The 25,635-nt window shown below is 73.8% G+C and carries 22 protein-coding genes and 1 riboswitch; of the genes, 16 read left to right on the top strand and 6 right to left on the bottom strand.

Annotated features, from left to right (window positions below):
• Positions 1-10: 10 nt before the first annotated feature.
• Positions 11-235, top strand: a riboswitch (cobalamin riboswitch).
• A gap of 28 nt (positions 236-263) precedes the next feature.
• The 6 genes from ACF06X_RS13320 to ACF06X_RS13295 all read left to right on the top strand — a co-directional run bounded on the left by ACF06X_RS13320 (position 264) and on the right by ACF06X_RS13295 (position 5,745).
• Positions 264-998: an energy-coupling factor ABC transporter permease gene (locus tag ACF06X_RS13320; RefSeq protein ID WP_392287365.1), complete on the top strand. Its 735-nt coding sequence runs from the start codon at positions 264-266 to the stop codon at positions 996-998.
• Positions 998-1,390 carry an energy-coupling factor ABC transporter substrate-binding protein gene (locus ACF06X_RS13315; protein ID WP_392287364.1) on the top strand — a complete coding sequence of 131 codons (393 nt, stop codon included), beginning with the start codon at positions 998-1,000 and terminating at the stop codon, positions 1,388-1,390. Before ACF06X_RS13320 ends, ACF06X_RS13315 begins: the two co-directional genes overlap by 1 nt.
• A gap of 6 nt (positions 1,391-1,396) precedes the next feature.
• Positions 1,397-2,146, top strand: a complete 750-nt coding sequence (cbiQ, locus tag ACF06X_RS13310; protein ID WP_392287363.1) for a cobalt ECF transporter T component CbiQ — start codon at positions 1,397-1,399, stop codon at positions 2,144-2,146.
• On the top strand, positions 2,143-3,057 hold the full coding sequence (locus ACF06X_RS13305; RefSeq protein WP_392287362.1) for an ATP-binding cassette domain-containing protein: 915 nt from the start codon (positions 2,143-2,145) through the stop codon (positions 3,055-3,057). The genes cbiQ and ACF06X_RS13305 overlap by 4 nt, the downstream gene beginning before the upstream one ends.
• Positions 3,058-3,155: 98 nt before the next feature.
• Positions 3,156-5,171 (top strand): FAD-dependent oxidoreductase, encoded by a 2,016-nt coding sequence (locus ACF06X_RS13300; protein WP_392287361.1) that lies wholly within the window; start codon positions 3,156-3,158, stop codon positions 5,169-5,171.
• Positions 5,172-5,211: 40 nt separating this feature from the next.
• Positions 5,212-5,745 carry a PadR family transcriptional regulator gene (locus ACF06X_RS13295; RefSeq protein ID WP_392287360.1) on the top strand — a complete coding sequence of 178 codons (534 nt, stop codon included), beginning with the start codon at positions 5,212-5,214 and terminating at the stop codon, positions 5,743-5,745.
• Positions 5,746-5,837: 92 nt separating this feature from the next.
• On the opposite strand, the gene ACF06X_RS13290 is transcribed toward ACF06X_RS13295, so the two are convergent.
• On the bottom strand, positions 5,838-6,299 hold the full coding sequence (locus ACF06X_RS13290; protein ID WP_392287359.1) for an excalibur calcium-binding protein: 462 nt from the start codon (positions 6,297-6,299) through the stop codon (positions 5,838-5,840).
• A 105-nt stretch (positions 6,300-6,404) separates the two neighbouring features.
• Entirely contained in the window at positions 6,405-8,300 is a 1,896-nt protein-coding gene (locus ACF06X_RS13285; protein ID WP_392287358.1) for a heavy metal translocating P-type ATPase, read from the bottom strand.
• Positions 8,301-8,411: 111 nt separating this feature from the next.
• On the opposite strand from ACF06X_RS13285, the gene ACF06X_RS13280 reads away from it, so the two are divergent.
• Positions 8,412-8,789 carry an ArsR/SmtB family transcription factor gene (locus ACF06X_RS13280; protein ID WP_392287357.1) on the top strand — a complete coding sequence of 126 codons (378 nt, stop codon included), beginning with the start codon at positions 8,412-8,414 and terminating at the stop codon, positions 8,787-8,789.
• A gap of 24 nt (positions 8,790-8,813) precedes the next feature.
• Positions 8,814-10,253, top strand: coding sequence for an FAD-dependent oxidoreductase (locus ACF06X_RS13275; protein WP_392287356.1), 1,440 nt, complete (start codon positions 8,814-8,816; stop codon positions 10,251-10,253).
• A gap of 134 nt (positions 10,254-10,387) precedes the next feature.
• Here the strand turns inward: ACF06X_RS13275 and ACF06X_RS13270 are convergent, their stop codons facing one another.
• Positions 10,388-11,728 carry a DUF2252 domain-containing protein gene (locus ACF06X_RS13270; protein ID WP_392287355.1) on the bottom strand — a complete coding sequence of 447 codons (1,341 nt, stop codon included), beginning with the start codon at positions 11,726-11,728 and terminating at the stop codon, positions 10,388-10,390.
• Between the two features lie 196 nt (positions 11,729-11,924).
• Here ACF06X_RS13270 and ACF06X_RS13265 point away from each other — a divergent pair, with 196 nt between their 5' ends.
• Positions 11,925-12,692, top strand: coding sequence for a GntR family transcriptional regulator (locus ACF06X_RS13265; RefSeq protein WP_392287354.1), 768 nt, complete (start codon positions 11,925-11,927; stop codon positions 12,690-12,692).
• 91 nt (positions 12,693-12,783) lie between these two features.
• On the opposite strand, the gene ACF06X_RS13260 is transcribed toward ACF06X_RS13265, so the two are convergent.
• Both ACF06X_RS13260 and ACF06X_RS13255 read right to left on the bottom strand, forming a co-directional pair.
• The gene (locus ACF06X_RS13260; protein ID WP_392287353.1) at positions 12,784-14,313 is read right to left on the bottom strand and encodes an amino acid permease; all 1,530 of its coding nucleotides are present in this window, start codon (positions 14,311-14,313) and stop codon (positions 12,784-12,786) included.
• Positions 14,314-14,332: 19 nt separating this feature from the next.
• The gene (locus ACF06X_RS13255; protein WP_392287352.1) at positions 14,333-15,322 is read right to left on the bottom strand and encodes a hypothetical protein; all 990 of its coding nucleotides are present in this window, start codon (positions 15,320-15,322) and stop codon (positions 14,333-14,335) included.
• A gap of 338 nt (positions 15,323-15,660) precedes the next feature.
• Between ACF06X_RS13255 and ACF06X_RS13250 the strand changes: the two genes are divergently transcribed.
• The 6 genes from ACF06X_RS13250 to ACF06X_RS13225 all read left to right on the top strand — a co-directional run bounded on the left by ACF06X_RS13250 (position 15,661) and on the right by ACF06X_RS13225 (position 21,699).
• Positions 15,661-17,112: an FGGY family carbohydrate kinase gene (locus tag ACF06X_RS13250; RefSeq protein WP_392287351.1), complete on the top strand. Its 1,452-nt coding sequence runs from the start codon at positions 15,661-15,663 to the stop codon at positions 17,110-17,112.
• Positions 17,109-18,593, top strand: a complete 1,485-nt coding sequence (locus ACF06X_RS13245) for an FAD-dependent oxidoreductase (protein ID WP_392287350.1) — start codon at positions 17,109-17,111, stop codon at positions 18,591-18,593. The genes ACF06X_RS13250 and ACF06X_RS13245 overlap by 4 nt, the downstream gene beginning before the upstream one ends.
• Before the next feature lie 119 nt (positions 18,594-18,712).
• Positions 18,713-19,945, top strand: coding sequence for an FAD-dependent oxidoreductase (locus ACF06X_RS13240; RefSeq protein ID WP_392287697.1), 1,233 nt, complete (start codon positions 18,713-18,715; stop codon positions 19,943-19,945).
• A 146-nt stretch (positions 19,946-20,091) separates the two neighbouring features.
• Positions 20,092-20,826 carry a D-Ala-D-Ala carboxypeptidase family metallohydrolase gene (locus tag ACF06X_RS13235; RefSeq protein WP_392287349.1) on the top strand — a complete coding sequence of 245 codons (735 nt, stop codon included), beginning with the start codon at positions 20,092-20,094 and terminating at the stop codon, positions 20,824-20,826.
• A gap of 23 nt (positions 20,827-20,849) precedes the next feature.
• Positions 20,850-21,329 carry an NUDIX domain-containing protein gene (locus ACF06X_RS13230; protein ID WP_392287348.1) on the top strand — a complete coding sequence of 160 codons (480 nt, stop codon included), beginning with the start codon at positions 20,850-20,852 and terminating at the stop codon, positions 21,327-21,329.
• Between the two features lie 124 nt (positions 21,330-21,453).
• Positions 21,454-21,699 carry a hypothetical protein gene (locus tag ACF06X_RS13225; protein WP_392287347.1) on the top strand — a complete coding sequence of 82 codons (246 nt, stop codon included), beginning with the start codon at positions 21,454-21,456 and terminating at the stop codon, positions 21,697-21,699.
• Between the two features lie 206 nt (positions 21,700-21,905).
• Here the strand turns inward: ACF06X_RS13225 and ACF06X_RS13220 are convergent, their stop codons facing one another.
• Positions 21,906-23,783 (bottom strand): NAD-binding protein, encoded by a 1,878-nt coding sequence (locus tag ACF06X_RS13220; protein WP_392287696.1) that lies wholly within the window; start codon positions 23,781-23,783, stop codon positions 21,906-21,908.
• A 530-nt stretch (positions 23,784-24,313) separates the two neighbouring features.
• Here ACF06X_RS13220 and ACF06X_RS13215 point away from each other — a divergent pair.
• Positions 24,314-25,615: a D-alanyl-D-alanine carboxypeptidase family protein gene (locus ACF06X_RS13215; RefSeq protein ID WP_392287346.1), complete on the top strand. Its 1,302-nt coding sequence runs from the start codon at positions 24,314-24,316 to the stop codon at positions 25,613-25,615.
• Positions 25,616-25,635 lie beyond the last annotated feature (20 nt).

Here is a 25,635-nt window from a genome sequence, read left to right as displayed (position 1 = left end):
CGGACCGCACCCGTGTTGTGATGTACCTGGTCAACCCACTAATGTCGCAGGGCCTTGGTGTACGGGAAACCGGTGCGGTACCGGTGCGGCCCTCGCCACTGTGATCGGGAAGTCCGGCTCCATCCCCCCGGGGAAGCCACTGCACCGCCGCGGGAGACCGTTGCGGTGTGGGAAGGCGGAGTCGCGGCGGCATGACCCGTCAGCCAGGAGACCGGCCAAGGTGCGTTGTCCATCCACGAGGTGCTGGAGAGGGTCTCCCAACCATGCATATAGCCGAGGGGTATCTGCCCCCTGTGCACGCCGCCGCCTGGGGCGTCGCGTCCGCTCCGTTCGTCGTCCACGGCGTCCGCGCGCTGACCCGCGAGGTCAGGTCCAATCCCGAGTCGACCCTGTTGCTCGGTGCGTCCGGTGCGTTCACCTTCGTCCTGTCCGCGCTCAAGATTCCGTCCGTCACGGGGAGTTGTTCCCACCCCACCGGCACGGGCCTGGGGGCGATTCTGTTCCGGCCCCCGGTGATGGCGGTCCTGGGCACCATCACCCTGCTCTTCCAGGCGCTGCTGCTGGCGCACGGCGGGCTGACCACGCTCGGCGCCAACGTCTTCTCGATGGCGATCGTCGGACCGTGGGCGGGGTACGGAACGTACTGGCTGCTGCGCCGCTCCGGCGTGCCGCTCATGGTGAGCGTGTTCTTCGGCGCGTTCGTCGCCGATCTGTCCACGTACTGCGTGACCAGCGTGCAGCTCGCGCTGGCCTTCCCCGATCCGGGCAGCGGTGTCATCGGCGCGCTGGCCAAGTTCGGCGGGATCTTCGCCGTCACGCAGCTGCCGCTCGCCGTCAGCGAGGGCCTGCTCACGGTGCTCGTGATGCGCCTGCTCACGCAGTCCAGCAAGGGGGAGCTGACCCGCCTGGGGATCCTGCTCCCCGGCACCCGCAAGACCGGGACCCCGACCGAGACCGGGACCGGGACCGGGACCAAGACGGCGGAGGCGAGTGCCTGATGAGCCGGAACGCGAAGATCAACACAGCTCTGCTGCTCGTCGTCGCGGCGCTCGCGGTGCTCCCTCTCCTGCTGGGTCTGGGGGACCACAAGGAGGAGCCGTTCGCCGGGGCCGACGCCGAGGCGGAGACGGCCATCACCGAGATCGACCCCGACTACGAGCCGTGGTTCAGCCCGCTGTACGAGCCGCCGTCCGGCGAGGTCGAGTCGGCGCTGTTCTCGCTCCAGGCGGCGCTGGGGGCCGGGGTGCTCGCGTACTACTTCGGCCTGCGGCGCGGCCGTCGGCAGGGCGAGGAGCGCGCGCTGGCCGCGGCGGCCACACCGGTCGGCACGGACACCACGGTCGCCACGGACGCCCCGAAGGTGACACGCGCCGCCACGGGCGACGAGTAACCGCCGGTGCTGCCGATCGACGCGGCGGCGCACAGCAGTCGCTGGCGCCGCCGTCACCCGTGCGAGAAGGCCGTCCTCGGCTTCGGTCTGACCCTGTCGGCGGTCTGTCTGCCGCCGTGGCCCGGTGCCGTGCTCGTCGCGGCGGCCACCCTCGTGGTGCTCCTGGGCCCGGCCGGTGTGCCGGGGCGTCAGCTGTGGCGCGCGTTCCGCATCCCGCTGGGGTTCTGCGTGACGGGCGCGGTTCCGCTGCTGTTCGAGGTGGGCGGGGCCCGCGGGCTCGTCGCGCTCGCACCGGACGGGCCGGTGCACGCGGGCGAGTTGCTGCTGCGGACGTCGGCCGCCTCCCTGGGGGTGCTGCTGTTCGCGTTCACCACACCCGTCTCGGACGTGCTGCCGCGACTGGTGCGGGCGGGGGTGCCGGCGCCGGTCGTGGACGTCGCCCTGGTGATGTACCGGATCAGCTTCCTTCTCCTGGACGCGATGTCCAAGATCCGGCAGGCGCAGGCGGCCCGGCTCGGGCTGACCTCCCGGGCGGCGGCCTGGCGCTCGCTCGCCGGGCTCGGCGCGACGGCGTTCGTGCGCGCCTTCGACCGGGCGCAGCGCCTGCAGGCGGGGCTCGCCGGGCGGGGTTACGACGGGACCCTGCGGGTCCTGGTGCCCGAGGCGGCGGTCTCGGGCCGGTTCCTCGCCGCGACGGCCGGCCTCCTCGCCGGTCTCGTCGCCCTCACCCTCGTACTGGAAAGGTCCCTGCCGTGAGTGTCGCGTCGCCTGTCCTGAGGTCGCCCGTCGTGGAGCTGGTGAAGGCCGGGTTCGCCTACGAGGACGGCCCCGCCGTCCTCGACGGCATCGATTTCGCCGTGCCGGAGGGACGGGCGCTGGCCCTTCTCGGCCGCAACGGCAGCGGCAAGACGACGCTGCTGCGGCTGCTGAGCGGGGGGCTGCGCTGCGGCAGCGGCGCGCTCCGTCTGAACGGCGAGGAGGTGTCGTACGACCGGAAAGGGCTGACCCGGCTGCGGACGACCGTGCAGCTGGTCGTCCAGGATCCGGACGACCAGCTGTTCGCGGCCTCGGTCGGCCAGGACGTGTCGTTCGGTCCGATGAACCTCGGGCTGCCGGAGGAGGAGGTACGGCTCCGGGTGCGCGACGCCCTGGAGGCGCTGGACATCGTGGCCCTGGAGGACCGGCCGACCCATCTGCTCTCGTACGGGCAGCGGAAGCGGGCGGCGATCGCGGGCGCCGTGGCGATGCGGCCCCGGGTGCTCATCATGGACGAGCCGACGGCGGGCCTCGATCCGCACGGGCAGGAGCGGCTCCTCGAGGCGCTCGGGCGGCTTCGCGAGGCGGGCACGACGGTGGTGATGGCGACCCATGATGTCGATCTGGCGCTGCGGTGGGCGGACGAGGCCGCCGTGCTCTCGCCCGAGGGCCTTCGGACGGGTCCGGTCGTGGAGCTTCTCGCCGACGACGCCCTGCTGGCGGCGGCCCGGCTGCGCCGGCCGTGGGGCATGGCGGTGACCCGCCTGCTGCGTGCGCACGGCCTCCTCGCCGGCGACGCCGAGGGCCCGCGCACGGCGGAGGAGCTGGACGCGTGGACAGCGGCGAGGGAGGAGTGGCGGAAGGAGGCGCCGGAGGGGCGGCGGGATCCGGCGGCGGCGGTTACCGAGTAGTACAGGTCACGTCCCGAGTGTTCTGCAACTAGTTGCAAAAGCGGGGCGGGGTCCCTTAGAACTGGTGGTGACGTTCCCGCGCGAGGAGGCGCCCCACCATGACCCCGTACCCGCACCTGCTGAGCCCGCTCGACCTCGGGTTCACCACCCTGCCCAACCGGGTGCTCATGGGCTCGATGCACGTCGGCCTCGAAGAGACCGAGAACGGCTTCGAGCGGATGGCCGCCTTCTACGCCGAGCGCGCCCGGGGCGGCGTCGGCCTCATCGTCACCGGCGGCATCGCCCCGAACGAGGCCGGCCGGCCCTGGGACGGCGGCGCCAAGCTGACCACCGAGGAGGAGGCGGCCGAGCACCGCCTCATCACCGACGCCGTGCATGAGGCGGGCGGGCGGATCGCGATGCAGATCCTCCACTTCGGCCGGTACGCCTACCACCCGGCCCTCGTCGCGCCGAGCCCGATCCAGGCGCCGATCAGCCCCTTCGTACCGAACGAGCTGACCGACGCCGAGGTCGAGCAGACCGTCGAGGACTACGCCCGCTGCGCCGAGCTCGCCAAGGCCGCCGGGTACGACGGCGTCGAGGTGATGGGCTCCGAGGGCTATCTGATCAACGAGTTCATCGCGGCCGCCACCAACCGGCGCACCGACCGCTGGGGCGGCGACTACGAGAACCGGGTCCGCTTCCCGCTGGAGATCGTCCGCCGCATCCGCGAGCGGGTCGGCGAGGACTTCATCCTCATCTACCGCCTCTCGATGCTGGACCTGGTGCCCGGCGGTTCGACCCTGGACGAGGTCGTCTCGCTCGCCAAGGAGATCGAGGCCGCCGGCGCCACCATCATCAACACCGGCATCGGCTGGCACGAGGCCCGCATCCCCACCATCGCGACCTCCGTGCCGCGCGGCGCCTACACCTGGGTGACCAAGAAGCTCATGGGCGCGGTCTCCGTGCCGCTGGTCACCAGCAACCGCATCAACACCCCCGAGGTCGCCGAGCAGATCCTCGCCGAGGGCCGTGCCGACATCGTCTCCATGGCCCGCCCCTTCCTCGCCGACCCGGAGTTCGTCGCCAAGGCCGCCGCCGACCGCGCCGACACCATCAACACCTGCATCGGCTGCAACCAGGCCTGCCTGGACCACACCTTCAGCCTGAAGATCACTTCCTGCCTGGTGAACCCGCGCGCCTGCCACGAGACCGAGCTGGTCCTCTCCCCCACCCGGCTCGCCAAGCGGATCGCCGTGGTCGGCGCGGGCCCGGCCGGACTCGCCTTCTCCGTCTCCGCCGCCGAACGCGGCCACTCCGTCACCCTGTTCGACGCCGCGGGCGAGATCGGCGGCCAGCTGAACATCGCGAAGCGGGTGCCGGGCAAGGAGGAGTTCGACGAGACGCTGCGCTACTTCCGCACCCAGCTCGACGCCCGGGGCGTGGACGTCCGGCTGAACACCACCGCCACCACCGAGCTGCTCGCGGAGTACGACGAGGTCGTCGTCGCCACCGGCGTCACCCCCCGCACCCCGGAGATCGAGGGCATCGACCACCCCAGCGTCGTCAGCTACCTCGACGTGCTGCGCGACGGCGCCCCGGTCGGCGAGCGCGTCGCGATCCTCGGCGCGGGCGGCATCGGATTCGACGTCGCCGAGTACCTCACCGACGGCGGCGAGGGCGCGAGCCAGGACCCCGAGACGTACTTCCGGCAGTGGGGCGTGGACACCTCCTACGAGACGCGCGGCGGACTGCGCGCGCCCGAGCGGCCCCGGCCCCCGCGCCAGGTCCACCTGCTCCAGCGCAAGACCTCCAAGGTCGGCGCGGGCCTCGGCAAGACGACGGGCTGGATCCACCGCGCGGAGATGAAGCACCGCGGCGTCGCCATGGTCGCGGGCGTCTCCTACGAGCGGATCGACGACGAGGGTCTGCACATCGTCCTCGACGGCGAGCGGCAGATCCTGCCGGTCGACACGATCGTCCTGTGCACGGGCCAGGAGCCGCGCCGCGGCCTGTACGAGGAGCTGATCGCCGCGGGCCGTACGGCGCACCTGATCGGCGGCGCCGACGTGGCCGCCGAGCTCGACGCCAAGCGCGCCATCGACCAGGGCACCCGGCTCGCGGCGGCTCTGTGATCCCGGCCGGGGGCGCGCGGAACGAATCTAGGATGCGGGCATGTCCCTCCCGCACGCGATCCTGACCGCGCTGCTCGAGAAGCCGTCCTCCGGCCTCGAGCTGACGCGCCGTTTCGACCGGTCGATCGGCTACTTCTGGTCGGCCACGCATCAGCAGATCTATCGCGAGCTGGGGAAGCTGGAGCAGGCGGGGCACATCCGTGCCCTGCCCGCGGCGACACCGGCCCGGGGGCAGAAGAAGGAGTACGAAGTCCTGCCCGCGGGCCGCGCCGAGCTGACCGAGTGGGTGGCGCGGAGCGAGGACCCCAAGCCCCTGCGCTCGGCGCTGCTGCTGCGCATGCGGGCGGCGGCGGTCGTCGGCGCGCCCGGCATGCGGGAGGAGCTGCGGCGCCATCTCGACCTGCACCAGCGCCAGTTGGAGGAATACCTGGCGATCGAGGTACGGGACTTCCCGCCGGCGCGCCGGGAGAGCGAGCCGGACCGGCTGCGCCACCTGGTCCTGCGCGGCGGGATCGATCTGGAGCGGTTCTGGGTGGAGTGGCTCACCCGGGCGCTGAGCGAGCTGGAGCGGTAGCTCGGGCGGCCAAGGCGTACGAGCGCGGTCTGCCCCGCCCGGAGGGCTGAGCCCCCGGGCACGCGCCGGCGCCGATGTGGCCGGACCGGCCGTCAGGTGCGGGAACGGCGGCGGCGCAGCAGCGTGTAACCACCGGCCGCCGTGGCGACGGCGGCGAGACCCAGGCCGATGCCGACCTCGAGTCCCGTGGGGTCATACGATCCGCCGGTCCCGCCCTGGGCTCCGCGCGAGGGCATCACGGTGGGGCTCATGGTCACCGCGGTGGGAGTCCGGGGCGGCACGGTCGGGGTCACGGGCAGCGGGGGTGGAATCACGGGCGCCGGCGTGGCCGCGCCGTTCCTTCGGGGAAGATGCTCGCAGGCGATGTGGTCGTCGGGGCCCGGATCCTCGTCGAGCCCGTGCGGATCGCTGCGATCCCTCTCGAACTCCGCCTGCGCGTCCTCCTGGAAGACGAAGTGCTCACAGTCGAGGTCCTGTGCCTGCGCGGTCCCGGCCAAAGGGATCAGGGACGCGCATGCCAGGGTCATCGCGGCCAGGGCAGTGCGGCAGTTCATCGTGCCTCCCGACGCTCGTGCGGCTGTCGCTTCGACGCTACGAGCAGGTGGTGCGAGCGGCGCGGGACGCTAGACCGAACGTGCGCTCGCCCCACCCGGGCAGACTCACCGCCCGGCGGCCGCCTTCCGCCATGCCGCGTCGCGCAGCAGCCGCAGGCCGTTCAGGCCCACCAGGACCGTCGAGCCCTCGTGGCCGGCCACGCCCAGCGGCAGCGGAAGGTGACCCACCAGGTCCCAGATCACCAGAGCCCCGATGCAGAAACCCGCGATCACCAGGTTCTGGACCACCAGGCGGCGGGCGCGCCGGGAGAGCGCCACGACCGCCGGGACGGTGGCCAGTTCGTCCCGTACGACGACCGCGTCGGCGGTCTCCAGTGCCAGGTCCGAGCCGGCCCGGCCCATGGCGATGGAGCTGTGGGCGGCGGCCAGGGCGGGGGCGTCGTTGACGCCGTCGCCGACCACCAGGACCCGTGCGCCGGCCCGCTCCCACTCCCGTACCGCCGCGACCTTGTCCTGCGGCAGCAGCCCCGCCCGGACGTCGGTGATACCGGTCCGCTCGGCGATCCGGCCGGCCGCGGCCGCGTTGTCGCCGGTCAGCAGGGTGGGGGTGGTGCCGGTGAGCCGGGTCAGGGCGGCGACCGCCTCCGGGGCGCCGTCGCGGAGCCGGTCGGCGAACTCCAGGACGGCGACGCGGGCGCCGTCGACGACGACCTCGACCGCCGTGTCGGCGTGCTCGCCCTCGGCCCGGCGCACCCGCACCTCGCGTCCTTCGACGACCGCCCGTACACCCTCGCCGGCCACGGACGAGAAGTCGCTCGCCTCCGGGACGCTCAGTCCCCGGGCACGCGCCGCGGCCACCACGGCCCGGGCCAAGGGGTGTTCGCTCGGCAGCTCGGCCGCCGCCGCGAGGGCGAGCGCCTCCTCGTCGCCCCGTACCTGAGTCACGCGCGGCGCGCCCTCGGTCAGGGTGCCGGTCTTGTCGAGCGCGACCCTGTCGACCGTGCCCAGGCGCTCCATCACCACGGCGGACTTGACCAGGACGCCGTGGCGTCCGGCGGTGGCGATCGCCGACAGGAGCGGCGGCATGGTGGCGAGGACGACCGCGCAGGGCGAGGCCACGATCATGAAGGTCATGGCGCGGAGCAGCGTGCTCGTGAAGTCGGCACCGAGGGCGAGCGGCACGCCGAAGAGGGCGAGGGTGGCGACGACGACGCCGACGGAGTAGCGCTGTTCGATCTTCTCGATGAAGAGCTGGGTGGGCGCCTTGGTGGCGCTGGCCTCCTCCACGAGGGCGACGATCCGGGCGATGACGGAGTCGCCGGCGTCCTTGTCGACGCGGACGCGCAGCGCTCCGGTGCCGTTGAGGGTGCCGGCGAACACCTCGTCGCCGGGGGCCTTGGCGGCAGGCAGCGACTCGCCGGTGATGGTGGCCTGGTCGACGTCGCTCGCGCCGTGGAGCACGGTGCCGTCGGCGGGCAGCCGCTCCCCCGGCCGTACGAGGACGGTGTCGCCGACCCTGAGGTCCGCCACGTCCACCGCCTCCTCCCCGCCGTCGGCGCCGGTGAGGCGTACCGCCCGCGCGGGCGCGAGGTCGAGCAGTCCGCGTACGGAGTCGGCGGTGCGCCGGGTCGCGAGGGCCTCCAGCGCGCCGGAGACGGCGAAGATGACGATCAGCAGGCCGCCGTCGAGGTACTGGCCGATCGCCGCGGCGCCGATCGCGGCGACCACCATCAGCAGGTCCACGTCGAGGGACTTCTCGCGCAGCGCCTGGAGCCCCGCCCAGCCGGGCTCCCAGCCTCCGGCCGCGTAACAGACGGCGTAGAGCGGGCCCCAGGTCCAGGCGGGGGCGCCGGACAGGTCCAGGGGGAGGGCGAGGAGGAAGGCGAGGGCGGACAGCGCCGCCCACCGGACCTCGGGCAGGGCGGACACGCGGGTCCCACGGGAGGGCGCGGGCGCCGTCCGGGGCGGGGCGGCCTGGGTGTCGAGCACCGGGGAAGCCATGGAGGAAACACCTCTGGGTCTCGGGGGAGCGAGGAAACGAGGAGACCACCATAGCGGAACACATGAAGAGGTCTTCATCTGTACCTATGGAGGCGCCGCTACGATGAGCGCATGGGACACGGAGTGAACGGCGGAGCGACGCGGGCGACCCACCTGGACGCGGAGTCCGCGGCCACCATCGCCGCCACCCTCCAGGCTCTGGCCACCCCGTCGCGGCTGATGATCCTCACCAAGCTGCGCCAGGGTCCCTGCGGCGTGACCGAGCTCGCCGACTCCGTCGACATGGAGCAGTCCGCCGTCTCCCACCAGTTGCGCCTGCTGCGCGCCCTCGGCCTGGTCACGGGGGTCCGGCAGGGGCGCCGGATCGAGTACAGCCTCTACGACAACCACGTGGCCCAACTCCTCGACGAGGCCGTCTACCACATCGAGCACCTGCGTCTCGGCACCCGCGACGCGCCCCAAGAGACCGTGGATACTGGACAGTCGTAGATCCACGACGTCGAAAGGGCGGGGATGGCCGACGACTTGGGGCACCTCGGAGCACGTCACGCGGTGGTCATCGGGGGAAGTCTCGCGGGCCTGCTGGCCGCGCGGGTGCTCAGCGAGCACGCCGAGAGAGTGACGGTCGTCGAACGCGACCGCCTCCCCGAGGGGCCGGACGCCCGGCCGGGCGTACCGCAGGGCCGGCACACCCATGTGCTGATCGAAGGGGGCCAGAAGGCGCTCGACGAGCTGCTGCCGGGCTTCACGGACGAGCTCACGGAGCTCGGTGCGCCCCTGGTGGGCATGCCCAGCGACATGATCCAGTGGCAGAACGGCCAGTGGTTCCGCCGCACGGCCGCGACCACGTCCATCCACACGGGCCCGCGCGCGCAGCTCGAATGGCTGGTGCGCCGACGGGTGCTCGCCGACCCGCGGATCGAGGTCGTCGAGGGGGTCGAGACGGTCGGCCTGACCGGCGACTCCGCACGGGTGCGCGGGGTGCTGCTGCGGGAGCGCGGCGCCGGCAGGAAAACGGCGGCCGGGACAGGGACAGGCGGGACCGGGACAGGGACAGGCTCCGGCGGGGAGGCTCGCACGCTGGCGGCCGATCTGGTGGTGGACGCGTCGGGCCGCGGCTCGCACGCTCCCGACTGGCTCGCCGCGATCGGCGCCGAGGCACCCCACGAAGAGGTGATCGACACGGGCCTCGCCTACTCGACGCGCGTCTACCGGGGTCCCGTCGACGGCTCGACGGACGCCCTCGGCTTCAACATCGTGCCCAACCCCCGCCAGGTGTACGGCGGGGTCGTCGTCCCCGTCGGGGGCGGCCGGCATCTCGTGACGCTGTCCGGGCTGCGCGACGACCTGCCCCCGACCGACGAGGCCGGTTTTGAAGAGTTCGCGAAGCGGCTCCCGCACCCCCTGGTCAGCGAGTGGCTGGCGAGGGCGGAGCCGGAGTCCTCGGTCTTCGGCTTCCGCAAGACCGCCAACGTGCGCCGCAGGTACGACCGTCCGGGGCGTCGCCCGGCCGGCTTCCTCGCCATCGGCGACGCGCTGTGCGCCTTCAACCCCATCTACGGACAGGGCATGGCGGTCGCCGCGATCAGCGCGGTCGCCCTGCGCCGGGCGCTGACGGACCCCCGACGGACGGCGACCACGCGCACGGTCCAGAAGGCGCTGCTCGACGCGTCGAAGCCGGCGTGGGACATCTCGGCCGGAGCGGACAGGAAGATGCCTGGCGCGATCGGCAACGCCGTGGGCGCGGGCCCGGCGGACAAGCCGGTGGGCTGGTACCTGCGCCGCCTCCAGGAGCGGTACGCCGGGGATCCGGTGGTCGGCGCGGCCTTCCGCTCGGTCCTGACCCTGACGGCTCCGATGACCGCGTTGTTCGCCCCGGCGGTGGCCCGTGCGGTGCTGTTCGGCGCGATCCCGCAGACGCCGTCCGAGCCGCCGTTGCGGCGCGAGGCGTAGGACGCGGGAAGGAAGACGGCGGCGGGGCGGTCCGTCCAGGGTTCGCGCGGACCGGCCCTCCGTCGCGAACCCTCGCCACGCCCCGGGACTGTACGGCCTGTGAGGCCCCGTCAGGCCGCTGGCAACCGGGGGCCTCACGCGCCCGGCGCCGCCGGGATCACGCCCGCCGCGATGGCCGCGCCGAGCGCCGCGTAGTCGTCGGCGTTCTGGGCGGCGTACCGGATCGCGAAGTCGGCGACGGCCCGGTCGAAGACGTCCGAGGAACCGAGGTAGCCGGCGATCGCGATCCGGTCGCCGGAGCGGGCGTGGGCGCGGGCCAGGGCGCGGCCGCAGAGCGCCGCGTACTCGCGCAGCATCGCCGGCGACATGCTCTCCACCTCCGCCGGGCCCTTCCTGTCGCGCAGTTGACGCCAGTGGAAGTGCCGTCGCTCGGGCCCGGTCATCCAGCCGAGGAAGATGTCGCTCGCGGCCTGGACGAGACGCTGCCCGCAGACGACCCGCTGCCCTTGATGGGCGTACACGCTGGGCGGCAGGTACGGCTCAAGGACCGAGCGGCCGGCTTCCTTGACCTGGAGGAACAGCGGATCCTCGGCGTCCCGGCCTTCGAGGAGGAGGACGAAGCAGCGGGTGCCGACGCCGCCGACGCCGACGACCTCGCGGGCCGCGTCGACGAAGCGGTGGCGGTCCAGGAGGAGGCGGCGCTCCCCGGAGAGAGAGCTGCGGTAGTCGCTGAAGATCTTGCCGAGGGCGATCCGGTCCATGTCCGTGGTGCGCTGGAGGAGCGGCGGGTCGTCGACGAAGCGCCGGCCGCCGTGCTCGTCCCGGTGGGTGAGCGCGGCGAGCGCCTGGAGGCTGGTGCGGCGACGGGCGCGGGCGAGGCGGTTCTCGACCCGGGCGCGCCGGTCCGGGCGTACCAGGGAGACCAGGTCGCCCGCGTCGATCCGCCCGTACCAGACGGCGAGTTCGCCGAGGCCGGCGAGGCGGTGCATGGCGGTGCGGTACGACGCGGTGGCGACGAGGGCGGCGCGGTGGGCCTTGGCCTGGGTGGCGCCGTTCTCCAGCGCGGCGACGGCGACGCTCGCGGCGAGCCGTTTGACGTCCCACTCGAAGGGTCCGGGCAGGGTCTCGTCGAAGTCGTCCACGTCGAAGAAAAGCGTCCGTTCGGGTGAAGCGTAGACGCCGAAGTTGAGCAGGTGGGCGTCCCCGCAGAGCTGGACGGTGAGTCCGGTGCGAGGCTGGGCGGCGAGGTCGGCGGCCATGACGGCGGCGCCGCCGCGCAGGAAGCCGAAGGGCGAGGCGGCCATCCTGCCGTAGCGGAGGGGGACCAGTTCGGGCACCCGGTCGACGGCCTGGAGCTCCAGAACGGTCAGCGGGTCGGGGCGCTGCGAGGAGGGTATCCAGCGTCCGTGCGAGGAGCGGGGCACGATCTTGCGGGCCGCTCGGCCGACCTCGGCCCGCTCCGACGGTGTCGTCATCCGGCCTCACCCGCCTCTTCCACCGCCGCTACCGGTCGAGATTCATTACAAGGTCAGCCGTTGTCGCCCGCACCCCGGGAACGTTCCGGTTTCGGCCACTCCCGCCGACCCCCCTTCCCCAATGGTTTAGACCAATGATAGGAATTGCTCACCCACACGACCCGCGTGGTCACGCTGAGCAAAGAGAGGGTTGAACATGGCTGAGCCCGAACCCGAGCAGGCGGCGGTGGTCCCGCTCTACCTCAAGGTCGCCACCGCCCTGCGCGGCGACCTCACCGACCGGCGCCTCGCCCCCGGAAGCCGGCTCCCGTCCGAGCGCTCCCTCGCGCACCGCTATCACGTCAACCGGGCGACCGTCCGCAGTGCGCTCCAACTGCTGCGGGAGGAGCGGCTCGTGGTCACCGACCGCCGTGGCACCTTCGCGGCCGGTCCCGAACACGAGCCGCGGACGCCCGCCCTGACGCCCCGTCGGCAGGTCTTTCCCGGCGGGGCGGAGGCGGCCGACGCGCTGGTCCGCGCCTCCCTGGCCTGGGAGGCGCCCCCGGCCGCGCTGACCGGGCGGCTCGCGCTCGTCCCCGGCGAGCCGACGCTCGTCCACCGGCATGTCGTCCTGTCCCCCGGCGGCGCCGCCCTGCAACGGTCGGTGTCGTGGTTCTCCCGGCCCGCGCTCGCGGAGATCCCTCAGCTCGGCCGGTACCGGCGCGGCAAGGGAGCCGGTCGTAACGGCGCCACGCTCCAGCCCGATCTGCGGCTGCTCTACCACTGGATGCACCAGGCCGGGCTCCGCCTCACCCGCCGCGAGTCGATCGGCGTGCCGCCCGGCCCCGCCACCGCGGCGGGGGGTGGCGCGGCCCGCCTGGTCGTACACCGGGTGGTGAGCGACCAGCACGGGCGCGCGCTGGAGATCACGGACATCGACTTCGCGGCCCAGGGCGCGGCCTGGACCTACGAGTTCAGCGGCTGACGAAGGCGTACGGGATCAGGGCCCGGGCCCGGGAGGCGAGATCAGGGCCCCGGACCGGGCCCCGGACCCCGGGCCCAGGGCCCGTCATCCCTCAGACGATGCCCTCGGCGATCTCCGCCTCCTCGCGGGCGGTGCCGTACGCGCGTGGCGTGCCGTAGGAGCGGCGCGCCACGTACCACCAGACGCTGGCGAGCACGAGCACGACGGCGAGCGCGATGACCGCGTAGTTCATGGAGTCGACGGTCACCGGGGACTTCTGCGGCAGGCAGAAGAGCACCGTGACGACGGCCACCCAGATCACGGCGGTCCAGCCGATCGGCCGGCTCCAGCGGCCCAGGCTCCACGGTCCCGGTGTGAACCGGTCGCCCGCCCGCAGCCGGAGGTAGATCGGGATGGCGTAGGCGGGGGTGATGCCGATGACGTTGATGGCGGTGACGGCGCCGTAGGCGGTGGCGGAGTAGAGCGAGGGTACGGCGAGCAGGGCGGCCACGCCGACCGCGAGCCAGACCGCGGGCACGGGGGTCTGCGTACGGCTGCTGACCTTGCGCCAGAGCGCCGAGCCGGGCAGGGCGTTGTCGCGGCTGAAGGCGAAGACCATCCGGCTGGCCGCGGCCACCTCGGCGTTGCCGCAGAAGAGCTGGGCCACGATCACCACGAGCAGCAGGGCGGCGGCGCCGCCGGAGCCGAGCGCGTCCAGCAGGATCTGGGCGGGCGGGACGCCGGTGGCGCTGTTCCGCGTGCCGGCGTAGTCCTGGATGGCGAAGGTCAGTCCGGCCAGCAGCGCGAAGCCGGCGATCCAGGAGACCCAGATCGCCCGGACGATCCCCTTGGCCGCGCTGACTGAGGCGTTGGAGGTCTCCTCCGACAGGTGGGCGGAGGCGTCGTAGCCGGAGAAGGTGTACTGGGCGAGGAGCAGACCCACGGCGGCGACGTAGAAGGGGTTGGCCCAGCCGGTGTCGTTGACGAACTCGGTGAAGACGAACTCGACGGACTGGTGGCGGTCGGGGACGATCGTGAGGGCGCCGACGATCAGGGCCACGCCGGCCAGGTGCCACCAGACGCTGATCGAGTTGAGCACGCTGACCAGGCGGACGCCGAACAGGTTGAGCACGGCGTGCAGCAGCAGGATCGCGAGGAAGATCAGGAAGGTCGAGCCGGCCGTGGGCACGATGCCCCACTGGAGGTTGAGGAAGGCTCCGGTGAACAGGGCGGCGCCGTAGTCGATGCCGGCGATCGCGCCGAGCAGACCGAGCAGGTTCAGCCAGCCGGTGTACCAGCCCCAGCGCCGGCCGCCGAGCCGGTCGGCCATGTAGTAGAGCGCGCCGGAGGTGGGATAGGCGCTGGTGACCTCGGCGAGCGCCAGGCCGACGCAGAGCACGAAGAGGCCGACGCCCGCCCAGCCCCACATCATGACGGCCGGACCGCCGGTGCCCAGACCGAATCCGTAGAGCGTCATGCACCCGGACAGGACGGAGATGACGGAGAAGCTGATGGCGAAGTTGCCGAAGCCGCCCATACGGCGGGCGAGGACGGGTTGGTAGCCCAGCTCCCTGAGCCGGGCCTCCTCGTCCTGGGCCACCGGGGGCCTGCGTATCTCGTCGACGGGGACGGTGCGGGACATGCCGGAACCTCCGGGGTGATCAGTGGTCGAGACAGCGGCTGCGGGCGCGCAGGAAGACGTCTTCGGCGAGGGCCCGGTCGTCCGGCCGGCCCGTGCGGTACGCCCAGGGCAGCGCGGTGTAGTAGGGGCCGAGGGCCTCGAAGACCCGGGCGGCGTCGGCGAAGCGCAGGGCGCCGAAGAGGGCGTGCGCGAGATGGTTGAGGTCGAGGAGGGAGGCCTCGTCCGTGGCGCAGAAGAGGAACCAGGTGTCCAGGGCGCGCTGGGCTTCGCGGAGGGCGTCCTCGGCGACCCAGTGCAGGTCGAGGGCGCGTTCATGGCCGCGCTCGCGCCGGTAGCGCTCGACCCGGACGTAGAGCGGAAGCGCGTGCAGGGCGGATCCGGTCGGGGCCGTACCGGCGGCCCACTGCGCGTAGTTGACGGCTTCCGAGAGCGGACCGGGGCTCGGTCCGGAGCGGCGCGAGGAGAAGAACTGCAGCATCCGGTGGTGCGCCTCGCGGTTGTACGGGTCGCGCTTCTCCGCCTCGGCGAGCAGGCCCCAGGGGCCGGGCGGCAGCATGGGCGCGGGTGGGCGGTGCCGGTGCTCCTCCATGCGCTGGTGTTCGTCGAGCCCGGCGAGGGCGAGGAGGCAGACCCACGGCACGGGGTCGTCGGGTGCCTGTTCGGCGGCGTCGCGGCAGGCGGACCAGGCTTCCTGCCACAGCTCGCGGGTGCGGGGGTGCCCCGCCCGGTGCGCGCGTACGGCCCGTTCCACGGCGACCCGGGTGTGCATCACGGTGGCGGGGAGGCTGTCCGGCTGCTCGGTCCGCCAGGCCTGGACGACGTCGGTGCCGGCGGCGACGGCGGCGAGGACCTGCGTGCGCCGGGTCCAGGCGTCCCAGTGGGGTGTCTCGTCGAGTAATCGGGCCATCGACACCCAGCGGCCGGTCCGCACGTCCTGGACGGCGTGGCGCAGGGCGTGGTCATGGCCGGCCGGATGGTAGACGGGCCGGAAGCCGTGCCCCGCCCTCACGGAGCGGTCGGTGCGATGGGAGACATGGGTCCTGGTCCTCGGTGGGGTGGAGGGGATGGTCAGCCCCCGATGGGCAACCCGGCCGTTGATCGGCGATCACTATAGAGGCCGCTGGACGCCTGCGGTCCACTTTCATTTCTGACCGTAAGTATCCGGCCATGGACCGAATGTGATTACTGATCAGTCGGTCAGGAGCAGCCGACGGCCGCGTCGGGAACCGCTTGACGCGGCCTTCGGCTTGCACAAGTCTTTCCGTTTCGGCGATCAAGGTGAACCAGAGTGCGACCGAGGTATGACCGAGCGAAGCCTTCCACGCGCTTCGAGAACGGAGTACGACGATGACGGGCCCGGTACTCGCCGTCGATCAGGGCACATCGGGGACGAAGGCGCTCGTCGTCTGCCCGGAGCGGGGGGTCGTCGGCACCGGCTCCGCGCCCGTACGGCCCCGCTACCTGCCGGGCGGCCTGGTCGAGGTCGATCCGGCCGAGCTGTACGACTCCGTCGTCGCCGCCGGCCGGGCGGCGCTGGCCGAGGCGGACACCCCGGTCGCGGCGGTCGGTCTGGCCAATCAGGGCGAGACCGTCCTCGCCTGGGACCCCGTGACCGGAGAGCCGCTCACCGACGCGCTCGTCTGGCAGGACCGCAGGGCGGCGGGCCTCTGCGAGGAACTCTCGGCCCGGGCGGAGGAGTTGAGGGAGTGGACCGGTCTGCCGCTCGACCCCTATTTCGCCGCTCCCAAGATGGCCTGGATCCGACGCCACCTCACGGGAGCGGGCACCGTCACCACCAGCGACTCGTGGCTGGTGCACCGTCTCACGGGCGCGTTCGTCACCGACACCGCGACCGCGGGCCGGACCGGTCTCCTCGACCTGGACTCGACGGCCTGGTCCGCGCCGGCCCTCGACGTCTACGGCCTGAGCGGTGAGCCTCTCCCGCGCGTGGTCGACTCCGACACCCGGGTGGGCACCACGACCGCGTTCGGGCCCGCCCTCCCGCTCACCGGTCTGCTCGTGGACCAGCAGGCGGCTCTCCTCGCGCAGAGCGTCACCGAGCCCGGCACGGCCAAGTGCACCTACGGCACCGGGGCGTTCCTCCTCGCGCAGACCGGCCCGCTCCCCCGCCGGAGCGACTCGGGCCTGGTGAGCTGTGTGGCCTGGCGGCTGGCGGGACGGACGAGCTACTGCCTCGACGGGCAGGTCTACACCGCGGCCTCCGCCGTCCGCTGGCTGACCGACCTCGGGGTGCTGACGGGCGCCGAGGACCTCGACGCCGTGGGCGGCAGCGTGCCGGACTCCGGCGGCGTCACCTTCGTACCGGCGCTGGCGGGTCTCGCCGCGCCGTGGTGGCGCGGCGACGTGCGGGGCTCCCTGCACGGTCTGGGCCTGGACACGAGCGGCGGGCACCTGGTCCGGGCGCTGTGCGAGGGGATCGCCGCGCAGGTGGTGGAGCTGGCGGGCGCGGTGGCCGGCGACCTCGGCACACCTTTGACCTCCCTGCGCGTGGACGGCGGGCTCACCCGCTCCGCCCTGCTCATGCAGACGCAGGCGGATCTGCTCCAACTCCCGGTCGAGGTCTCGGCGTTGCCCGACGCGACCGCACTGGGGGTGGCGGCGGTGGCGCGGCTCGGCCTGGATCCCGGGCTCACCGTCGACGAGGCCGTACCGGAGTGGAAGCCGTCCGCCGTGCACGAGCCGTCCATCGGCGCCGGGGAGGCGGGCGAGCGCCTGGACCGGTTCCGTACCGCCGTGAAGGCGCTCGTCGACGGCGCTCCGGGAGGAGTACACGGATGAGGAAGGGCCGGGGCGGTACGGAAGGCCGGGGAGGTACGGAGGGGCGGGCGGCCGGGGCGGTCACTCGCGCGGGGGCGCTGCCGGACACCTCCGCGCCGGGCGCGGAGTACGACGTCGTGGTGGTGGGCGCCGGGGTGGTGGGCTGCGCCGTCGCCCGGGAGCTCGCCCGCCACTCGCCGCGCGTGGCGCTCGTCGAGGCCTCGGGCGATGTCGGCGACGGCACGTCCAAGGCCAACACGGCGATCCTGCACACCGGTTTCGACGCCGTACCCGGATCGCTGGAGTCCCGGCTCGTACGGGACGGGCAGCGCCGGCTCGCCGCGTACGCGCGGGAGGCGGGGATTCCGGTCGAGCCGCTCGGCGCGCTCCTCGTCGCCTGGGACGCGGAGCAGTCGGCCGCCCTCCCCCGCCTCGCGGACAAGGCGGTCCGCAACGGCCATCGCACGACCCGGATCCTGGGACCCGACGAGCTCCGGGCCCGGGAACCGCACCTGGGGCCGGGGGCGCTCGCCGCCCTCGACGTGCCGGGAGAGTCGATCATCTGCCCCTGGACGACGACGCTCGCGTACGCCACCCAGGCCGTGGCCTCCGGAGTCGACCTGCACCTCAACTGCCGTGTGGAAGGGGCCGATCCGGGTTCCCCGCACCGGCTGGTCACCTCGCGGGGCACGGTGCGCGCCCGGTACGTCGTCAACGCCTGCGGGCTGTACGCGGACACGTTCGACGCGCTGTTCGGCCGACGGGACTTCACGGTGACACCGCGCCGCGGTCAGCTGATCGTCTTCGACACGTTCGCGCGCGGTCTGGTCCGGCACATCCTCCTTCCCGTACCGACCGCGCTCGGCAAGGGCGTCCTGGTCGCCCCGACCGTGTACGGGAACGTGATGCTCGGCCCGACGGCCGAAGACCTGGACGACAAGACGGCCACCGGATCGACGGCGGAGGGACTCGCGGCCCTGCGCGCCCAGGGGCGCCGGATCCTGCCCGCCCTGCTCGACGAGGAGGTCACGGCGGTCTACGCCGGCCTGCGGGCCGCCACCGAGTCCGACGACTACCAGGTACGCGCTCACCCCGCCCTCCGGTACGTGACGGTGGGCGGCATCCGGTCCACCGGGCTGACCGCCTCCCTGGGGATCGCCGCACACGTCGTCGAGCTGCTCGCGGACAGCGGCCTCGCCCTCGGGGCCGAGCGGCCGCTCACCCCGGTCCGGATGCCGAACCTGGGCGAGGCCTTCCCCCGCCCGTACCGCGATGCCGGACTCATCGTCCAAGACCCGGAGTTCGGCACGATCGTCTGCCACTGCGAGCGGGTCACCCGGGGAGAGATCCGGGACGCGCTCGCCTCGACGATTCCGCCGGACTCCCTCGACGGGCTGCGCCGGCGGACTCGGGCCCGGGCCGGCCGGTGTCAGGGGTTCTCCTGCGGGGCCGCGGTCCGGGCGATGTTCGAGGAGGCGGTGGAGCGGTGGACGCGCGGGTGAGGGGCTCTGCGGTGGACGGTGTCGAGGACCGCGTGAGGGACCGTTCGGTGGACCGCTCGGTGGACCGCTCCGTGGACCTGGTGGTGGACCGCTTGGTCGATCGCGTGGTGGACGGGGTGGTGGACCGTGCCGTGGACGTGCTCGTCGTCGGCGCCGGACCCGCCGGTCTCGCCGCCGCCGCGCGTCTCGCCTCGGCGGCCGGCGGCCGGTACCGGGTCGAGGTTCTGGAGCGCGAGCGGGAGGCCGGTGGTGTGCCGCGCCACTGCGCCCACGGGGGCTTCGGCCCGGCCGGCCGCGGCCGGCCGCTGGACGGGCCGGGTTTCGCGCGCCGGTCGGTACGGGAGGCGGTGAAGGCCGGGGCCACCGTCCGTACCGGCGTCGCCGCCACCGGCTGGGCGGGGCCTCTCACTCTGGAGGTGACCGCACCCACCGGGCTCGAGAGGCTCACCGCCCGGGTGGTGGTCCTGGCCACCGGTGCCCGCGAGCGGCCGCGCAGCGCCCGCCTGGTGCCGGGTACCCGCCCGGCCGGAGTGCTGACGACCGGCGAGCTGCAGCAGTCCGTCCATCTGTACGGCGTACGGGGTGAGCGGCTCGGCCGGCGAGCCGTCGTGATCGGGGCCGAGCCGGTGTCCCACCACGCGGTGGGGGCGCTGCGCCGGGCCGGGGTGGACGTGGTCGCCATGGTCACGGAACAGCCGCGCGGCCCGCGCCGGTTCGGCGCCGTACCGCCCCCTCCGCTGCTCACCGGGGCCAGGGTGACCGAGATCCTCGGCCGGGGCCGGCTGGCGGGCGTCGTCGTGAGCGGCCGTGACGGACGTACCCACACCCTCCACTGCGACACGGCCGTCTTCACCGGGGACTGGATCCCGGAGAACGAACTCCCCCGCTCCGGAGGGGTCGTGCTGGACGGCGGGACGAAGGGACCCGCGGTCGACGGCGCGTACCGCACCGCGTCCACAGGGGTCTTCGCCGTGGGCAACGCGCTGCGCGGAGTCGAATCGGCGGGCGCGGCGGCGGCCGAGGGGCGCGCCGCGGCGGATGCGGTCCTGCGCCACCTGGCGGGCGCCCCCTGGCCCGGTCCGGGGGTGCCGGTGGTGGTGGAGGGCCCGTTGCGATGGGTGGCGCCGAACCGGGTCACTGACGGGACCGGCACCCGTCCCGTTCTGCTCCGGGCGCGGGTTCCACTGGTGCGTCCCGTCGTCTCCGTGACGCAGGGCGGCCGGATGCTCCACCACGGACGGGCGGAGGGCACGGCCTGGCCGCACCGTTCGCTCCGGTGGACGGCGGAGTGGGTGCGGGAGGTGGATCCGGCGGGCGGTCCGGTGACGGTGAGCGCCCGCGTCATTTCCTGAGGAGAGCGCCACGACCTGGGCCGGCCGCGACTCCTGACGCGCCGACAATGGCCTGGTCCTGTGGCGGGTGTCCGCGCCGTTGACCGCCCCTCGCACGCCCCTTCATGCTCATGACAGGAATTCCGTTTCTTCGCCACGGAGGTGTCATGGTCCGGCGTACGGTCAGATCCCTGCTCGGCATGGTCCTGCTGGTGGTCGCCGCCCTCGCGGGCACGGTCGCCACTTCGGGTACGGCGCACGCCGACGAGTGCTACACCTGGGGGCGCACCCTGTCCTCCGGAATGTCCGGGGCGGACGTGACCCAGCTCCAGATCCGGGTCGCCGGATATCCCGGCTACGGCGGCGTGCTCGCCGTCGACGGCGACTACGGACCGGCCACGAAGGCCGCCGTGACCCGCTTCCAGCAGGCGTACGGTCTCGCGGCGGACGGCGTCGCGGGCCCCTCGACCTTCTCCAAGCTGTACGCGCTCCAGGACGCGGACTGCACGCCCGTCCACTTCACCTACGCCGAGCTGAACAAGTGCAACAGCGACTGGTCCGGCGGTGCGGTCAGCGCCGCGACCGCCAAGTCCAACGCCCTGCGCGCGATGTGGAAGCTGGAGGCGATGCGGCACGCCCTGGGCGGCGTACCGATCTCGGTGAGCAGCGGCTTCCGCTCGTACGCGTGCAATTCGGCGGTCGGCGGGGCGTCGGACAGCCGGCATCTCTACGGCGACGGCATCGACCTGACGGGGTCGCCGTCCCTGTGCACCCTCGCCAAGCAGGCGCGCTACCACGGCTTCAACGGCATCCTGGGCCCGGGCTACCCGGGGCACGGCGACCACGCGCACGTGGACACCCGGGCGTCCCGCTACTGGTCGGCGAGCAGCTGCGGGATCTGACGCGTTCGGCCAGACTTGAGCGTATGCCGGACAAGCGCAGCGCTGGGCTCCTCCTCTTCCGCAGGACGACGGACGGTGGCTTCGAGGTCCTCATCGGCCATATGGGCGGGCCGTTCTGGTCGTCGAGAGATGTCGCGGCCTGGTCGATCCCCAAGGGTGAGTACGACCCCGGGGAGACGGCGGAGGCGGCCGCCCGCCGCGAGTTCGAGGAGGAGCTCGGCCTGCCGGCGCCCGATGGCGAGCGGATCGCGCTCGGGGAGGCGCGCCAGGCGAACGGAAAGACCGTCACGGTCTGGGCCGTGGAGGGCGACCTCGATCCGACGACGGTCGTGCCGGGCACGTTCACCATGGAGTGGCCGCGCGGTTCAGGCGTCCGGCGGGAGTTCCCGGAGATCGACCGGGTCGGCTGGTTCGCCCCCGAGGCGGCGGCTCCCCTTCTGGTGGCCGGGCAGCGGGTGTTCCTCGACCGGCTCGCGGCGTGGGTGGACGGGCGGACGGACTGACCGGCCACCGACCGGGGGTACGGCGTACGGGGCCGGGGGGCGGCGGGCCCGGGCGGGGCGGAGCCCGATTGTCAGACCCTTACGAGAGGGTGGAAGGCTCCAACCCGTCGAGAGGGAGCCCGACATGACCACGATCACCGCCCGTGAGCGCGCCGCTGCCCAGGCGTACCTCCGTCTCCTGGAATCGACCCAGGCGGTGCTGACCGATCCGCACCTCGCGCCGTACGCCGGGGCGATGCTCACGCACCCCATGGCGGAGGCCGACGAGGCCCTGCGGGACGCGGGCCTGTCGGGGAACGAGGCCCATCTCCTGCATCTGGTCGCGGCCCTGCGGACGTCACCGGCGGGCGACCGCGGCCGGGCGCGGTAGGTCGCCGGTGCCGCGGCGCCAGCCGTACGGGCAGGGTCCGCGCGCGAAGCTCGCGTGACGGGGCCGGGGCGGGTCTCTCAGCGCGGGGCTGCGAAGGGACCCGCGAGAACCGTGCGAAGCCACGCGGGAGCCGTGCGGGAGCCGTGCGGGAGCCGTGCGGGAGCCGTGTCGGCCGGCCGCCCGCCCGGCCGCGCGGGGCCCTGTCGTCACACCGGCGGCTCCGGGGACGGCTCGCGCGGGTGGCGGCCGAGGAGTTCGGCCAGGCCCCGGCGGGTGGCGGCCAGCACCACACGGTCTCCGGCCGCCAGCACACGGTCCGGTTCCAGCCTCCAGACGAGGCCCGCTCCCGGGTGCCCGAGGGGCGCCGAACCGGTCGCCAGCGCGATCACCCGCCACGCGCTCGGGTGGAACGCCTGGGCCACCGTGCGGTCCTGGAGGAGCGGGTTGCCGGCGACCTCCACGGCCGCGAACAGCAGCACACGGCGCTCCACCGGGATGGCCCCGAGGATCTGGCGGCCCATCATGGCGCCCGCGAAGGCGGGCGCCGCCAGGTGGGAGACGCTGCGGCTGCGGGTGAGGGCGTCGGGGTGGGCCGCCCGCAGGGTGCGGTAGACGGCGGTGGCGAAGTCGTCGTCGTACAGCCGCAGCGCGACCCGCAGGTCGGGCTTGACCGACCGGGCGGAGAGCGCGGCCTCCAGATTGGTGATGTCGACGCTGGTGAGGGCGAGCAGAGCGTGGGCGCGGTGGACTCGGGCGGCCTCCAGGACGCCCTCCTCCGTGACATCCCCGATGACGGTCGGCACCCGCAGCCGGCGGGCCAGCGCGATGCCGCGCGCCTCCGGATCGGACTCGACGCAGACCACGGGGATGTTCAGCCTGCGCAGCCGGGCGAGGACACGCGTACCGACCTTGCCGAGGCCCAGCAGGACGACATGGCCGGACAGTCCGCGCGGCGGGCGGCGCAGTGAGGTCGCCGTCCGGAAGGTGCCGAGCCCTTCCAGGAGCGCCGCGACCAGGACCGGCAGCAGCAGGAGACCGACGAAGCCGGCGAGGATCTGCAGCACCTGGCGGCTGGTCGGTTCCTCCACGGCGGGGTCGCCGATCGCGAAGATGTCGAGGAGTGTCAGATAGGCGGCGTGCAGCGGGTGGTCCCCGGTGGTGAGCCAGGAGGCGAGGGTGATCCCGCCGACGGCGGCCACCACGCCCGCCAGCGACCAGCGCAGCCGCGGGGAGAAGAGCGAGGCGACGGGGAGGGCGGAGGCGCCGAACCGGTTCGAGGACAGGGTCGGACCGGCGTACGTGATCGCCTCGAGGGCGACCGTGCCCCGGCCCGGGGCGGCCGCGACGGCCCGGTCGTCGGGCAGCAGCAGCGGGCCCTGGTCGCCGCTCCGCTCGGAGCCTTCGCAGCCGGCCGGGTCGTTGGTGGTCGCCGACAGCAGGGCGAGGGTGCACAGGCCCGGGTCGGCGTTCTCGCCCCGGGCGGACGGGCTCCGCTCCACGGCGTGCAGGAGCAGACCCCCGGCCTGGACGACCTTGCTGGTGCCGGCGACGGCGGTGGCGGCAAGCGCGGGGGCCGCCGTGTCCGCGTCGGAGAGCACGGTCGTCGAGGCGTCGAGGAGCTTGGGGTCGAGACAGGGCTCGGCGACGGCGGCGGCCTGGTCGAGGAGGGTCTCCAGGTGCTGCCCGAGCTTGCGGTTGTAGAGCCGGATGACCAGGCGCAGGCGGGGATTGAGCCGACGGGCGGCGAGAGCGGCTCTGATGTTGGTCTCGTCGTCGTCATGGACGAGGGCGAGCGCGGCCGCCTGCTCCACCCCCGCGTCGACGAGCACCGTCTCGTCGACCTCGGCCGTCTCGACGACCCTGACGGACCGGGCGGCGGGCGCGCCGCGCTGCTCGCCGACGGTGCCGCGGGTCAGGGCCGCCGTCACCCGGCCGAAGAGGGAGGACGCCCGGCCCGGACGGCCCACGGGCGGCCGCGGCGCGTCGCCGGGAGCGGGTACGAGGAGGGTGACCCGCTCCCCGTAGACCTCGTGGAGCTCGGTCGCGAGCCGGTGGGCGAGCACGTCGTCCCCGGAGACGATCATGTGGCCGACCGGGGTGGGCCGGCCCGGCCGTTCCCCCCGGAACAGGGGCGCGCCGAAGGGCGCCCCGGCGGGCTCGGCGGCGGGCGGCCGCTCCACCGGGTCGGGTGGAACAGGCGTGCTCTGGTACGGGAGTGATGACACGTCACCAGCATGCCCTGCCCCACTGACACCACGGCTCCCGGGCCTGCCGGAGCCCCGGGGGGCCGACGGAGCCTGCCAGGGACGCCGGGCCCCCAGGGCCGCCGGACCTGCCGGACCTGCCGGGCCTGCCGGGGCCTGCCGGGGACGCCGGGCCCCGGGGGGCCGACGGAGCCTGCCGGGACCCCCGGGGCCGCCCGGGCCTGCCGGGCCTGCCGGGAACGCCGGGAACGCCGGGAACGCCGGGAACGGGGGCCGCCCCCGGCCGCGCTCGCGAGGCGTGCTCGCGGGCGCGCCGCGCACGGCGAACGCGCCGCCCGTACGCCACGCGCCGTACGCCGGTCGGCGCACTCCGATCTGCGGGTACCGCCGTCACTTCCTACGGTGGCTGAATGATCGTCACGTCAGCTGTCCGTCACGTTGCAGCGGTTACCGCGGCGCTGCTGCTCGTACTGCCCGTCCCGGCGGCCACGGCATCCTCCGTCACCGAACCCACGCCTCCCGTGGAACGCTTCGTCGATCCCAGTCGCCTCCACCGCACCGGAACCCAGGTCCAGCCGCTGCCCGGAGGTCCGAGCGCGCCGTCCTCCGTCTCGGCGCTGTCCTGGCTGGTGGCGGACGCCGCCACGGGCGAGGTCCTGGCGGCTCGCAACGCCCATCGGCGGCTGCCTCCGGCCAGCACGCTCAAGACGCTCTTCGCGGTCACCGCGCTGCCCCGCTTGTCCCCGGAGCGGCTGCACACCGTCGCCGAGTGGGAGCTGGAGGGGATCGGCCAGGGCAGCAGCATGGTCGGGGTGCGGGCCGGATACACGTACAAGGTGTCGGACCTGTGGAACGGGGTCTTCCTCAGCTCCGGCAACGACGCGGTCCGGGTGCTGGCGGCGATGAACGGCGGCTGGGAGTCCATGTCCCGTCAGATGCAGGAGAAGGCCAGGTCGCTGGGGGCGCGCGACACGCGCGTGGTGTCGCCCGACGGGTACGACGCGCCGGGCCAGGTGTCGTCGGCGTACGATCTGGCGATCTTCGGCCGGGCCGGTCTCCAGGATCCGGCCTTCGTCCGGTACTGCTCCACCAGGTACGCCGACTTCCCGGCCGGGGGCTGGTCGTACGGCATCCGCAACACCAACAGGCTGGTGACCGGGGCGGACGGCGTGGCCCGCTACCCGGGGATCATCGGGGTGAAGAACGGCTACACGAGCGGCGCGGGCAACACACTGATCGCCGCCGCGAAGCGGGGCTCGCGCACGCTGGTCGTGTCGGTGATGAACCCGCAGTCGGGCGGCGGGCGCGCCGTGTACGAGGAGGCGCGCACGCTGCTCGACTGGGGGTTCGCGGCGGCGGGCCGGGTGGAGCCGGTGGGCACGCTCGCACCGGTACGGCTCAGGGCGAAGGCCGCGGCGGGGCCGAGCTCCCGGGAGGCGAGCGCGCCCCCGAAGGCCGGGGCGCCGCCGGCGGCACCGGGACAGACGCGGGCGCAGGCTGGTCCGGCTCGCCCGAGCCGGACCACGGAAGCGGCGGCGGACGCGCTCGCCGGGGCGGTCCCCCTCGCCGGCCCGGGCAAGTCCGTCCCCCACGAGGAGCTGCCCCCACAGCCCTGGGCTGGGCTCCCGCTGGCCCTGGTCGGCTCGGCGCTCGGCGCCGCGCTCTCGCTGTGGATGTGGCGCCGCCGCTCGGCGGGGCGCGACGACGGGTGAACGTGTGGATGAACGTGCCC

It is taken from the genome of Streptomyces sp. NPDC015346 (assembly GCF_043078785.1).
Lineage (GTDB): Bacteria > Actinomycetota > Actinomycetes > Streptomycetales > Streptomycetaceae > Streptomyces.
Note: the sequence above shows the minus strand (reverse complement) of the source record. Positions and strands in the feature narration are given on the sequence as shown.